The organism is Dyella sedimenti (assembly GCF_022760995.1).
GTDB lineage: Bacteria > Pseudomonadota > Gammaproteobacteria > Xanthomonadales > Rhodanobacteraceae > Dyella > Dyella sedimenti.
The window spans coordinates 273,776-286,075 of record NZ_JAKWJO010000001.1 but is presented as its reverse complement, the minus strand read 5'-3'; the positions used below and the strand labels follow the sequence as shown (position 1 = coordinate 286,075).

Here is a 12,300-nt window from a genome sequence, read left to right as displayed (position 1 = left end):
TATGGCACTCCTCATCGAGTGCGCAAAGCTTCGTGAGCGACGTGCCTTATCCGCCTGACCGCAGTCAAGCCGCCAGCAGTTCGTTTGATGCTGTGACAACGCGCCGCGTGACGTGGTGGTACGCATCGCAAGCATCCCTCCCAGCCTTCCCCTGCGAGCAGGGGGAGGAGCAAAACAGGCACGTCTTGGCTCCCTCCCCTGCGCGCGGGGGAGGGTTGGGGAGGGGTGCTCTTGGCCGAGCAAAGACTTCGAATACGCCCAATACTATGGCGTGCCGAGCGCGTGCTTCACCGCTTCCACGAACGGCGGATCGAGCCGGCCGATCACGGTCGAGCGCGCCAGGATGCGGCCGTCGGCGTCCAGCAGGATCAGTTCGCTGGAATGGTTGAAGTCGCCATCGGGGAGCTGTCGATATTGCAGCCCAAGCAGGGCCGCGAGTTGCCGGGCCGCCTGTGGCTCGGCGCGCGCCAGCGTCCACGCCGGCGCATCGAGCTTGCGCCTGGCGGCGTATTGGCGGAGCGCATCCACGCTGTCGCGCGCGGGGTCGAAGCTCACCAGCAGCAGGCCAAGGCGATCGCGCTGCGGCTCGTCCACGGCGTTGCGCGTGGCGCGCATGGTATCCACGATCATCGGGCACACCATCGTGCAGGACGAATAGAACATGGAGATGACCTGGACCTGCCCGCGTCGCTGCGCCAGCATCGCTGTCTGGCCGCCCTGGTCGGTCAGGCTGATGTCCAGCTGGTAGATCGAATCCCTCGGCAGTGGCGTCGCCGCGAAGGCGTGGCCGCCGATCATCACAAGCAACAGGACGAGCAAGCGTTTCATGGCATACCTCACGGGGATCTGGCGCAGCGGAAACCGAGATTGACGGTGGTGTCCGACGCCTTCAGCGAGGACAGCATCGCCACCCGCATCAGCGTCGCGTAGTTTTCCTTTTCCTGCAGGCTGAGCGCGCCTGCACCGCAGAACTTGAGCTTGTCCGCGCCATCCTGGTCACGGCTGTCGCTGCCGACCAGCAGCGCGTTGAAATCGTCTACCCACTCCCATACCAGGCCATTGAGATCGCGCACGCCATGCACGTCGGGCGCGCCGCCCACGCTCGGCAGCGGTGTGGTCGATGGACGTCCATACCAGGCCAGCACGCGCTCGCGCCAGGCGGGATCGTTGCGCGCATCGGCGCGGGTGGCGTCGGCCGCGGCGGCGTATTCCCACTCGTACCAGGTGGGCAACCGCGCATGCTCGCTCTCGCAATAGGCCTGCGCCGCGAACCAGCTCACCCGGGTAATCGGTTGCTGCGGAAGTGCGCCGGTGCCGAGGGTATCGGCGCCGGACCAGTGCGCCAGGTAGTTGGAATCGGCGAATACCGGCGCCACCCGGTCGCGCCGCCACTGGGGATGCGTGGCGACAAAGGCCTGGAATTCCGCATTGGTGACCGGCTCCGTGCGCAGGCGGAACGGCGCGATATGCGCCAGCGCCGCCTTGCCGTCCGCCGGCACCACGCTGGCGAAATCGCCACCCGGCAAGGCGACGTAATCCGTCGCCGCTGCCGGGATGGCCAGCAACAGGCCGGCGAGCATCGCGGCCAATCGCTTCATGTCAGTGTCCTGTCGAAGCCGTCGCTGGCATGGCGCGGACCTTGGACACCTCTTCCTTGCTCACCTGCCCGCCCGGGTTGCCCCAGCTGTTGAGCACGTAGGTGAGGATGTTGGCAACCTCGTCGTCGGTGAGCTGGCCCAGCGGCGGCATCACCGAGTCGTAGTCCTTGCCGTTGACGGTCACCTTGCCGTTGAGCCCATGCAGCGGGATCGAGATCAGGTGATCCTTGGCCTGCCTGGCCAGGTAGTCGGACTTCGCCAGCGGCGGGAACACGCCCGCCATGCCCTCGCCCGTCGCCTGGTGGCAGACCGCGCAGGTGCCGTTGAACGACTGCTCGCCGGCCTTGAGCTGGTCCGCCTTGCTCAGCGGGCCGGTGGCAGCAGCCTTGGGCGCGGGCGCGGCGACGGCCTGGGGCGCCGTACCGTTGCCGGCATAGGGCGTATCCGACTGCTTGCCCGAGTAGATCGCCTTGTTCTCCGGCCCATCCACCTTGAGGATGCCCAGCGCGCCCTTGTTGAAGGCACGGAAGATGGAGTGGTCCACCAGCGTGTAGCTGCCCGGCACGTCGACGTGGAACTCGGTGATGGCCGAACCGCCGGCGGGAATCAGCGTCGTCTGCACGTTCTCCTGCGTGTGCGCGCCGCCCTCGGTATAGACGCGGTCGAAGATCTCGCCGATCACGTGGAAGCTCGACACCAGGTTCGGGCCGCCGTTGCCCACGAACAGGCGCACCGTCTCGCCCACCTTGGCGGTCAGCGCGTGGTCGCCGGTCAGCGAGCCCTCGCGGCCGTTGAACAGCACGTAGGTCGGATGCTCGTCGATGGCCTTGTCCATGTCGAAGGGTTGCAAGCCCTTCTCGCGGTACTTGCCGGTGGTGTAGAAGTCGCCCTGCATCACGTAGTACTCGTGGTCCACCTTGGGCAGGCCCTGCGGCGGCTCGACCAGGATCAGGCCGTACATGCCGTTGGCGATGTGCATGCCCACCGGCGCGGTGGCGCAGTGGTAGACGAACAGGCCGGCATTGAGCGCCTTGAAGGTGAACTGGCTCTCGTGGCCCGGCGCGGTGAAGCTGGAAGCCGCGCCGCCGCCCGGGCCGGTCACCGCGTGCAGGTCGATGTTGTGCGGCATCTTGCTGTCGGGCGCGTTCTTCAGGTGGAACTCCACCGTGTCACCCTGGCGCACGCGGATGAAGCTGCCGGGCACGGTGCCGCCGAAGGTCCAGAAGGTGTAGGTGACGCCTTCGGCGATCGGCATCTCCTTCTCGATCACCTCCAGGTCCACGATGACCTTGGCCGGATAGTTGCGATGGATCGGCGGTGGCACGTTCGGCGGCACGCCGAGTACGGCATGGATGGGATCGCCCTGCGGTGGCCCGAAATCGACGGGCACGGGCAGTGGCGCAAGGCTGGCGGCAGCCGGTGATGCCGTGCTGTCGGTCTTGCCGGCCAAGGCGACGACGGGCAGCAGGCTCGCGGCGATCAACAAAGTGGACATCAGTCGTGACATGGGGTTTCTCCCTTCGTTCCCGATGCCAGACTAGGTAGCGCCTCCAAAGCGCGCTTGACGAATGTCAGAGGGCTTTGCGGTAAGGGTGAAATGCGTCAACGCACCACACGAAGCGTGTCAATTGACGTGTTCGCCCCGCGCGAGCCGGCGCAGTGCGTCGCGATCGCTCAACGTGGCCGAACGCCCCACGATCTCGACCAAGCCTTGGCTGCGGAAGCGCCCCAGCACGCGGCTGACGGTTTCGGCGGCCAACCGCAGGTAGTTGGCGATGTCGCCGCGCGCCATGCTGAGGCGGAAATGCGTGCCGGAAAATCCGCGCGCCTCATAGCGGTCGCCCAGGTCGAGCAGGAAGGCCGCCATCCGCTCGTCCGCCGAATGGTCGGCGGCCAACAGGCTGGCCGTGCCCAGTTCCTTGCTCAGCAAGCGGAACAGGTGCTGCTGCAATGCCGGCATGCGCGTGGCGAGCGCGCTCATGGCGGGGAAGGAGAAGCGGCAGAACTGGGCGGCCTCCAGCGCGATCGCATCGCAGGGGAAACGGTCCGGATAGATCGCATTGAGGCCGATGACTTCGCCCGGAAGATAGAAGCCCAGCACCTGCTCGCGCCCGTCCTTGTCCACCACGCAGGTCTTTACCGTACCGGCGCGCACCGCGTAGATGGCCCGGAAGGCATCGCCCGTGCGGAACACATGGGCGCCGGCACGGTAGGGACCGACATGCTCGACCAGGCAGTGCAGCGCCGACAGCTCGGGCTTGCCGTAGCCGACCGAGAGGCAGGCGTCGGAGAATGCGCAGGTGCTGCAGAAATGGAATTCGTCGCCGTCGTCGGCGATGGGATTCGGTTGCAAGCCCAAGCTACATTCGGTCGATTTCCCCGGAAGCATCTCTAACCCCTTGCCTGCGTCGCGTCCTCCGTCAGATCGTGCGCGAATAACGCGTCGATTCCGCCGGATTGTTGAGATAGGCGTCGAAGCACATGGCGACGTTGCGCAATAGCAACCGGCCACGCGCCGTGACGCGCACGGCCCCGTCGTCCATGACCACCAGGCCATCGGCGGCCAGGGCCTGCAGACGATCCAGCTCGGCGGCGAAGGTGGCCATGAAATCGATGCCGTGCCGCATGCCGAAGGCCGCCATGTCCAGCTCGCCGTGGCACATCAGCTCGCCGATCACGGCGCGGCGGATCATGTCGTCGCCGCTTAACCGGATGCCGCGCGCCACCGGCAGGCGGCCGGCGTCCAGCGCGGCCTCGTAGCCGATCAGGTCGCGCGCGTTCTGGCTGTAGGTATCGCCGATGCGGCTGATCGAGCTGACGCCGAGGCCGACGATGTCGCAATCGCCATGCGTGGAATAGCCCTGGAAATTCCGTTGCAGGGTGCGGTTGCGCTGGGCGCGCACCAGCTCGTCGTCGGCACGGGCGAAATGGTCCATGCCGACATACACGTAGCCCGCGTCGCACAGGCGCTGGAAGGCGAGACCGAACAGCGCCAGCCGTGTGCCCGGATCGGGCAGGTTGTCGCTGTCGATCTGGCGCTGCGGCTTGAACAGCTTCGGCAGGTGCGCGTAGCCGTACACCGCCACGCGGTCGGGCGCGAGCCCGATCACCTCGTCCAGGGTGCGGTCGAAACCCTCCAGCGTCTGCTTCGGCAGGCCGTAGATCAGGTCCACGCTGGCCGAGCCGTAGCCCGAGGCGCGCGCGGCTTCGAGCACCTCGCGGGTCTGCTCCACGCTCTGGATGCGGTTCACCGCCGCCTGCACGGCCGGATCGAAATCCTGGATGCCCACCGAGATGCGGTTGAAGCCCAGTTCGGCCAGCGCAGCGATGTAGTCGCCGTCGGCGAAGCGCGGGTCGATCTCGATGCCGTATTCGCGCGGGCCCTGCCGCTGCAGGTTGAAGTGGCGTTCGAGCGTGTCCATCACCCCGGCCATGCGCGGCAGGTCGAGGAAGTTGGGCGTGCCGCCGCCGAAATGCAGCTGGCGCACGGGGCGCTCGCGGTCGAACAGCGGCCCCGTCAGCGCTACTTCCCGCTGCAGCAGCGCCAGGTAGTGGTCCGCCTTGGCCACGTCGCGCGTGATGATGCGCATGCAGCCACAGTAGAAGCACGGGCTGAAGCAGAACGGCACATGCACGTACAGCGACAACGGCCGTGAGGCCTCCGCCTCGTTCGAGGCCCTGGCCGCCTCCCGCAGCATGGCCTCGCCGAAACCGGTGTGGAACTGCGGCGCGGTCGGATAGCTGGTGTAGCGTGGACCGGCGACGTCATAGCGGGCAATCAGTGCCGGATCGAATTCGGGGGCGGTCGTGGTCGTACGCATGCGCGGCAGTATCCCCGGCCGCGTGTAAGCCGAAACTGACGGCGATCAGTAATCTGCGACATTCGGATTGAGTGGCGCGGCGCTGGTGCCAGCCGCCGCTCCCCCATCGTCCCTCACCGCTTCAGCGGCACGACTTCCTGCTCGATGGCGCCGAAGATGCTGGCGCCCTGCGCGTCGGTGACCTCAATGCGCAGGCGGTCGCCGAAGGCCAGGAATGGCGTGCTGGGCTGGCCGTCGCGCAGCGTCTCCACCGTGCGCTGCTCGGCCAGGCAGGAGGCGCCCTTGCTGGTGTCCTGGTTGGCAATGGTGCCCGAGCCGACCAGGGTGCCGGCGGTCAGCGGGCGCGTCCTGGCGGCATGCGCCACCAGTTGGGCAAAGTCGAACTGCATGTCCACGCCGCACTCGGCCTCGCCGAACCAGCGGCCGTTGAGCCAGGTACGCATGGGCAGGTGGAGCTTGTCGCCCCGCCAGGCCTCGCCCAGCTCGTCCGGCGTGACCAGCACCGGCGACAAGGCCGAGCGCGGCTTGGATTGCAGGAAACCGAAGCCCTTGGCCAGCTCGGCCGGGATCAGTCCGCGCAACGAGACGTCGTTGACCAGGCCCACCAGTTGGATGTGCAGGGAAGCCTGCGCCGGCGTCACCGCCATCGGCACGTCGTCGGTGACCACCACCACCTCGGCCTCCAGGTCGATGCCATAGTCCTCGCTGGGCACCACCACCGGGTCGCGCGGGCCCAGGAAGCCAGCGCTGGTGGCCTGGTACATCAGCGGGTCGGTATAGAACGACTCGGGCACCTCCGCACCACGGGCACGGCGCACGCGCTCCACGTGGGGCAGGTAGGCGCTGCCGTCGACGAACTCATAGGCGCGCGGCAGCGGCGAGGCCAGCGCGGCCATGTCCAGCGCGAAGGCGCCCTCGGCCTCGCCCGCGTTGAGTGCCTCAGACAGCGCGTTGAGGCGTGGCGCCACGTTGGACCAGTCGTCCAGCGCGGCCTGCAGGGTGGCGGCGATGCCGCTGGCCTTGACCGCGCGGGCCAGGTCGCGGCTGACGACGATGAGCGTGCCGTCGCGGCCGCCTTCCTTGAGGGAACCCAATTTCATGCTTTGCTCCGCGGGCAGCGCCAGGCGCCGCCCAGTCGTTCGGTGGATACGTGGAGGCGCCTGCTACCGGCCGGTGAAGTGCTTGCCGATGCCCTGCCAGCACTCGTAGTAGTCGCCCTGCAGCTGCGGCGCCTCGAGCGCCTGCCGGGTGGGATGGATCACCCGGCGCGTCTCGAACATGAAGGCCATGGTGCCGGCGATCACGTCCGGCTGCGAGAGATCCCGCGTCGAGGCCTTCTCGTAGGTCGCCGCGTCCGGTCCGTGGCCGCTCATGCAATTGTGCAGCGAGGCGCCGCCCGGCAGGAAGCCTTCCGCCTTGGCGTCGTAGGCGCCGGTGATCAGTCCCATGAACTCGCTGGCGATGTTGCGGTGGAACCACGGCGGGCGGAAGGTGTGCTGCGCCACCAGCCAGCGCGGCGGGAAGATCACGAAGTCCATGTTGCTCACCCCCGGCGTGTCGCTGGGCGAATGCAGCACCAGGAAGATGCTCGGGTCCGGATGGTCGAAGCTGATCGAGCCGATGGTGTTGAAGCGGCGCAGGTCGTACTTGTAGGGCGCGTAGTTGCCGTGCCAGCCCACCACGTCCAGCGGCGAGTGGTCGATGGCGGCGCGCCACAGCCCGCCCTGGAACTTGGCGACCAGCTCGAAATCCCCTTCCACGTCCTCGTAGGCGGCCACGGGGGTGAGAAAATCGCGCGGGTTGGCCAGGCCGTTGCTGCCGATGGGCCCCAGGTCCGGCAGGCGCAGCAGCGCGCCGAAGTTCTCCGCGATATAGCCACGCGCGGCCTCGTCCAGCAGTTCCACGCGGAAGCGCACGCCACGCGGGATCACCGCGACTTCCAGCGGTTCCAGCTCGATCACGCCGAACTCGGTGGCCAGGCGCAGGCGGCCCTGCTGCGGCACGATCAGCAGCTCGCCGTCGGCATCGTAGAAATAGCGGCCGTACATGGAACGGTTGGCCGCATAAACATGGATGCCCACGCCCGCCTGGTCCGCCGCGCCGCCGTTGCCGGCGACGGTGACGATGCCGTCGATGAAATCGGTCGGCTCGTCGGGCAGCGGGAACGGGCTCCAGCGCAGCTGGTTGGGGCTGGCCGGCATTTCGTCGAAGCGGTTGTGGAACCGCCCGGCCGGCATCGCCGCGAACGGATGGTGCACCGCCGCCGGGCGGATACGATACAGCCAGCTGCGGCGGTTGCTGTGCCGTGGCGCGGTGAAGGCCGTGCCGGAGATCTGCTCGGCATACAGGCCGTGCGCCACGCGCTGGGGCGAGTTCTGCCCTTCGGGCAGCGTCCCGGGCAATGCCTCGGTGGCGAATTCGTTGGCGAAACCGGATTGGTAGCCGCTGCTGGTCTTCTCAGACATGAGTCCGCCTTCTGTTTCTATAGACATCTCCCTCCGGGAGAGGGGCTAGCGTATCGCCACTTACAGCACGCCGCGCTTCATCTGGTCGCGCTCGATCGACTCGAACAGGGCCTGGAAGTTGCCTTCGCCGAAGCCCTCGTTGCCCTTGCGCTGGATGATCTCGAAGAAGATCGGGCCGATGTTGTTCTGGGTGAAGATCTGCAGCAGCTTACGCTGCTTGGTCTCTGGGTCGGCGTCGATCAGGATCTTGTTCCTAGCCAGGCGCGGCACGTCCTCGCCATGGTTGGGAATGCGCAGGTCCACCACCTCGAAATAGGTGTCCGGCGTATCCAGGAACTCCACGCCCTTCTCCCGCATCGCCTCCACCGTGTCGTAGATGTTGTCGGTGAACAGGGCGATGTGCTGGATGCCCTCGCCGTGGTAGGCATCGAGGTATTCGTTGATCTGCGACTTCGGATCGCTGGACTCGTTGAGCGGGATGCGCACGATGCCGTCCGGCGCGGTCATCGCCTTGGAGACCAAGCCGGTCTTGGCGCCCTTGATGTCGAAGTAGCGGATCTCGCGGAAGTTGAACAGCCGCTCGTAATAGTCCGACCACTTCTGCATGTTGCCCAGGTAGAGGTTGTGCGTGAGGTGGTCGATGAAGGTGAGGCCGAAACCCTTGGGGTGCAGGTCCGCGCCCGGCACCGGCTCGTAGTCGCCGTCGTAGATGCTGCCCTGGTCGCCGTAGCGGTCGACCAGGTACAGCACGCAGTCGCCGATGCCCTTCACCGCCGGGGCGTCCACCGCCTTGGTGGCCTCGGCCAGCTCGCCCACCGCCTCGCCGCCGTTGGCCAGCACGGTGGCATGCACCTCGGCCGCCGGCTTGCGGAAGCGGATGGCGAAGCCCGCCGCGCACGGGCCATGGAGCTTGGCGAACTCGGCGGCGTAGGAATCGGGGTCCTCGTTGACCAGCAGGTTCACGTCGCCCTGGCGGTACACGGTGATCGGCCGCGACTTGTGCTTGAGCACGGCGCTGAATCCCATGTTCCGGAACAGGGCATGCAGCTCCTGGCCGCGACCGGCCGGGGCGGCGAATTCAACGAACTCGAAGCCGTTGATGCCCATGGGGTTTTCGAAGGTGGTGACCTGCATGCCAGGATTGGGCTGCGCGCTCATGGGAATCTCCTGATGGACGATGCTCGATGGCCCTACGCCAAGCGTGCGACCATCCTGATAATCATCGCGTTATAGTTACATATGAAACCATATGCAAGGAGCATCGCAGCAGTGCCCGGCGAATCCCATCCCGACCATGCCCCGCTGGAGCTGGAGCACTTCCTGCCTTACCGGCTTTCGATCCTTTCCAATGCGGTCAGCCAGGCCATTGCCGACGACTACCAGCGCCGCTTCGACCTGAGCATGACGGAATGGCGGGTGATGGCCGTGCTGGCCCGCTTCGACGGGCTGTCGGCCCGCGAGGTGGCCGAGCGCACGCTGATGGACAAGGTGGCGGTGAGCCGCGCCCTGGCCAAGCTGGTGGAATCGGGCTGGGTGACCCGCGCCACCCACGACGGCGACAAGCGCCGCTCGGTGCTGGGCCTGAGCGAGGCCGGCTGGGCCGTGCACGAGGTAGTGGCGCCGATGGCCCGCGCCCACGAACGCGAGCTGCTGGCCAGGCTGGACGAGGAAGAGCGCGTCTGGCTGCTGCGCATCCTGGACAAGCTGCAGGCGACCGAACCGAAGTAGGGGGTTAGGGGTCAGTAGCGAGGTCGCCCAAACCGACCACCAACGGCGAGTGTGCGGCCCGCGGCATGCGCGTGCTTGCGCCTTCGCTACTCGCCCCTCATCCCTTTCCTCACTTCACCCCATGCATCAGCCGGTTGATCAACGGCGCCACCAGCAGCAGCACGACACCGGCGCCGGCCAGCAGCCAGAAACTGAAGGTGAAGCCCGAGAGCGCGGAAGCGACGGTCATGCCGGTCTCGCCGCTGACATGGCCGGCGAAGATGCCCGACAGGTTGTTGCCGATGCCGGTGGAGAGGAACCAGCCGCCCATGGCGAAGCCGACCAGGCGCGCCGGCGCCAGCTTGGTCACCATCGACAGGCCGATCGGCGACAGGCACAGCTCGCCCAGGGTCTGCAGCACGTAGACCAGCACCAGCGGCCAGAACGGGATCAGGTGCCGCTCGTCGACCAGCCGGGAAAGCGCGTACATCAGCACCACGAAGGCCAGCGCGTTGCCCAGCAGCCCCAGGCCGAACTTGCGCGGAATCGAGGGCTCCAGGCGGCGCTTGTCCAGCCAGCCCCAGCCCAGCGACACGAACGGCGCCAGCAGCACCAGCGACAGCGGCGCGACCGACTGGAACCAGCCCACCGGGAACTCCCAGCCGCCGAACATCCGGCGGTCCACGATGTTCTGCGCCAGGAAGTTGAACGAGCTGCCGGCCTGTTCGTAGAACATCCAGAACAGCACGTTGAACACGAAGATGATCAGCATCGCGATCACCCGGTCGCGCTGCACCCTGCCCTCGCGGAAACCCTCGACCAGCAGCAGCAGCGCCAGGCCCGCGAACAGCGCGCTGAGCATCCACTGCAGCACCACCGCGCCGGCCTTGGCCATCACCAGGTAGACCAGCGGGATGGCCAGCAGGCAGCCGGCCACCACGTAAGCCACGCGCAGGCGGCTGGCCTGCTCCGGCGCCGGGCGGCCCACGCCCTTCAACTGGCGGCGGCCGATCCAGAACCACAGCAGGCTGACCAGCATGCCGAGGCCCGAGGCCAGGAACACCAGCTTGTAGTTCTGCTGCATCGGCGTATCGGTGAAGCGGCTGGCCAGCCAGCCGGTGATCAGCGGCGACACCAGCGCGCCGGCATTGATGCCCATGTAGAACAGGGTGAAGCCGCGATCGCGACGCGGGTCGTCCACGCCGTAGAGCTGGCCCACCATCGAGGAGATGTTCGGCTTGAACAGCCCGTTGCCCACGATCACGGTGGACAGACCGAACAGGAACACCTGCTCGTTGGGCAGCATGATCATGAACAGGCCGGCCGCCATCACGGCGGCGCCCACCAGGATGGAGCGCTGGTAGCCGATGACGCGGTCGGCCACGTAGCCACCGAACACCGCCGCCGCATAGACCAGGGCGAGGTATGCGCCATAGGTGCGGCTGGCGAAGCCCTGTCCGGAAGGGTCGTCGTCGAAGAACGCCGCGACGATGTACAGGGTCAGCGCCCAGCGCATGCCGTAGAAGGCGAAGCGCTCCCAGAACTCGGTCATGAACAGCATCCACAGCGGGCGCGGATGGCCCAGGGTCTGCGGATAGACGGGCACGGTGGCCGTGGTGGTGGTGTCGCTCATGTGTTCCCCTGTGCGGCGGCCGGCAACCTTGCGCCGCCCGAAACTTCTTGCGAAAAACCAGACATCTAAGCGGGTGGCCGCGGCGGCGTCAAATGCGACGCAACATGGTTGCCGCGTCAGTTACCCAGTTCGGTGCGCACGTCCAGCAATTCCGGGAAGAATTCCAGGTCCAGCGCCTTCTTCAGGAAGGCCACACCGGAGGAACCCCCGGTACCGCGGCGGTGTCCGATGATCCGCTCGACGGTTTTCATGTGGCGGAAACGCCACAGCTGGAAACTGCCCTCCACGTCCACCAGCTGCTCGCACATGTGGTATTCCGGCCAATACGCCGCCCGGTTCTCGTAGATGCGCTTGAACACCGGCAGCAAGCCCTCATGCCGCTGATAGGGCCGCGACCAGTCGCGCTGGAGCAGATCCGCCGGTACGGCATGGCCATGGCGCGCCAGGTAGGCGAGGAACGCGTCGTACAGGCTCGGCGCCTCCAGCACCGCGCGCAGCGCCGCCTGCGCCGACGGATCGTAGGCGAACACCGGCAGCAGTTGCGCATCCTTGTTGCCCAGCAGGAACTCGATATGCCGGTATTGCAGCGACTGGAAGCCGGACGAGGACCCCAGCACGCCGCGGAATTCCAGGTATTCCGACGGCGTCAGCGTCTCCAGCACCGCCCATTGCTCGAACAGCTGGCGCTGCACCTGCTTGACGCGGGCCAGGATCTTCAGGGTGGGGTCCAGTTCGTCCCGCCGCAGGTGCGCGATGGCGGCCTCAAGCTCGTGGATGAGCAGCTTCATCCACAGCTCCGCCACCTGGTGCTGCACGATGAACAGCATCTCGTCGTGGTGCGGCGGGTCGCTCAGCGGATGCTGCGCGCTCAGCAGTTGGTCCAGCCGCAGGTAGCCGCCATAGGTCAGCCGCCCGTTCAGGTCGAGTTCGATACCTGCCTCGAGGTCGCGCTGGTTCTTGATCATGGCCCTGCCGCTTGCGATGGAATACACATGGTAACCGCTGCCGCAGAGGCGCCGTACCGGTGCGAATGCTGCGCTGTACCTTGCGGCGCAACATGTCCGCCTGTTATCAAA

At 66.9% G+C, this 12,300-nt stretch carries 11 protein-coding genes; 1 reads left to right on the top strand and 10 read right to left on the bottom strand.

Annotation, left to right across the window (positions count from 1 at the left end; all coding sequences use genetic code 11):
• Positions 1–264: 264 nt before the first annotated feature.
• From MJ605_RS01300 to hppD, 8 genes are all read right to left on the bottom strand, one after another.
• Positions 265–828, bottom strand: a complete 564-nt coding sequence (locus MJ605_RS01300; RefSeq protein ID WP_243039049.1) for an SCO family protein — start codon at positions 826–828, stop codon at positions 265–267.
• A gap of 8 nt (positions 829–836) precedes the next feature.
• A complete protein-coding gene (locus tag MJ605_RS01295) occupies positions 837–1,598 on the bottom strand; it encodes a formylglycine-generating enzyme family protein (protein WP_243039048.1) in 762 nt (253 codons plus the stop codon).
• A gap of 1 nt (position 1,599) precedes the next feature.
• Entirely contained in the window at positions 1,600–3,105 is a 1,506-nt protein-coding gene (gene nirK / locus MJ605_RS01290) for a copper-containing nitrite reductase (protein ID WP_243039047.1), read from the bottom strand.
• A gap of 117 nt (positions 3,106–3,222) precedes the next feature.
• Positions 3,223–3,957 (bottom strand): helix-turn-helix domain-containing protein, encoded by a 735-nt coding sequence (locus tag MJ605_RS01285; RefSeq protein WP_243039046.1) that lies wholly within the window; start codon positions 3,955–3,957, stop codon positions 3,223–3,225.
• A 61-nt stretch (positions 3,958–4,018) separates the two neighbouring features.
• On the bottom strand, positions 4,019–5,419 hold the full coding sequence (gene hemN, locus MJ605_RS01280; RefSeq protein WP_243039045.1) for an oxygen-independent coproporphyrinogen III oxidase: 1,401 nt from the start codon (positions 5,417–5,419) through the stop codon (positions 4,019–4,021).
• A 113-nt stretch (positions 5,420–5,532) separates the two neighbouring features.
• Positions 5,533–6,519, bottom strand: a complete 987-nt coding sequence (locus MJ605_RS01275; RefSeq protein ID WP_243039044.1) for a fumarylacetoacetate hydrolase family protein — start codon at positions 6,517–6,519, stop codon at positions 5,533–5,535.
• Between the two features lie 63 nt (positions 6,520–6,582).
• Positions 6,583–7,884 (bottom strand): homogentisate 1,2-dioxygenase, encoded by a 1,302-nt coding sequence (gene hmgA, locus MJ605_RS01270; RefSeq protein ID WP_243039043.1) that lies wholly within the window; start codon positions 7,882–7,884, stop codon positions 6,583–6,585.
• Between the two features lie 60 nt (positions 7,885–7,944).
• Positions 7,945–9,042 carry a 4-hydroxyphenylpyruvate dioxygenase gene (gene hppD, locus MJ605_RS01265; RefSeq protein ID WP_243039042.1) on the bottom strand — a complete coding sequence of 366 codons (1,098 nt, stop codon included), beginning with the start codon at positions 9,040–9,042 and terminating at the stop codon, positions 7,945–7,947.
• A gap of 81 nt (positions 9,043–9,123) precedes the next feature.
• Here hppD and MJ605_RS01260 point away from each other — a divergent pair, with 81 nt between their 5' ends.
• Positions 9,124–9,612, top strand: coding sequence for a MarR family winged helix-turn-helix transcriptional regulator (locus MJ605_RS01260; protein WP_243039041.1), 489 nt, complete (start codon positions 9,124–9,126; stop codon positions 9,610–9,612).
• 109 nt (positions 9,613–9,721) lie between these two features.
• On the opposite strand, the gene MJ605_RS01255 is transcribed toward MJ605_RS01260, so the two are convergent.
• Together MJ605_RS01255 and MJ605_RS01250 are read right to left on the bottom strand one after the other, a co-directional pair.
• Positions 9,722–11,224 carry a peptide MFS transporter gene (locus tag MJ605_RS01255; RefSeq protein WP_243039040.1) on the bottom strand — a complete coding sequence of 501 codons (1,503 nt, stop codon included), beginning with the start codon at positions 11,222–11,224 and terminating at the stop codon, positions 9,722–9,724.
• Between the two features lie 116 nt (positions 11,225–11,340).
• Entirely contained in the window at positions 11,341–12,189 is an 849-nt protein-coding gene (locus MJ605_RS01250; protein WP_243039039.1) for a tryptophan 2,3-dioxygenase, read from the bottom strand.
• Positions 12,190–12,300 lie beyond the last annotated feature (111 nt).

What these genes read in the sequence shown, in the direction of transcription:
- MJ605_RS01300 (WP_243039049.1), bottom strand. Translation starts at nt 828, where the DNA reads ATGAAACGCTTGCTCGTCCTGTTGCTTGTGATGATCGGCGGCCACGCC.
- MJ605_RS01295 (WP_243039048.1), bottom strand. Translation starts at nt 1,598, where the DNA reads ATGAAGCGATTGGCCGCGATGCTCGCCGGCCTGTTGCTGGCCATCCCG.
- nirK (WP_243039047.1), bottom strand. Translation starts at nt 3,105, where the DNA reads ATGTCACGACTGATGTCCACTTTGTTGATCGCCGCGAGCCTGCTGCCC.
- hemN (WP_243039045.1), bottom strand. Translation starts at nt 5,419, where the DNA reads ATGCGTACGACCACGACCGCCCCCGAATTCGATCCGGCACTGATTGCC.
- MJ605_RS01275 (WP_243039044.1), bottom strand. Translation starts at nt 6,519, where the DNA reads ATGAAATTGGGTTCCCTCAAGGAAGGCGGCCGCGACGGCACGCTCATC.
- hmgA (WP_243039043.1), bottom strand. Translation starts at nt 7,884, where the DNA reads ATGTCTGAGAAGACCAGCAGCGGCTACCAATCCGGTTTCGCCAACGAA.
- hppD (WP_243039042.1), bottom strand. Translation starts at nt 9,042, where the DNA reads ATGAGCGCGCAGCCCAATCCTGGCATGCAGGTCACCACCTTCGAAAAC.
- MJ605_RS01260 (WP_243039041.1), top strand. Translation starts at nt 9,124, where the DNA reads ATGAAACCATATGCAAGGAGCATCGCAGCAGTGCCCGGCGAATCCCAT.
- MJ605_RS01255 (WP_243039040.1), bottom strand. Translation starts at nt 11,224, where the DNA reads ATGAGCGACACCACCACCACGGCCACCGTGCCCGTCTATCCGCAGACC.
- MJ605_RS01250 (WP_243039039.1), bottom strand. Translation starts at nt 12,189, where the DNA reads ATGATCAAGAACCAGCGCGACCTCGAGGCAGGTATCGAACTCGACCTG.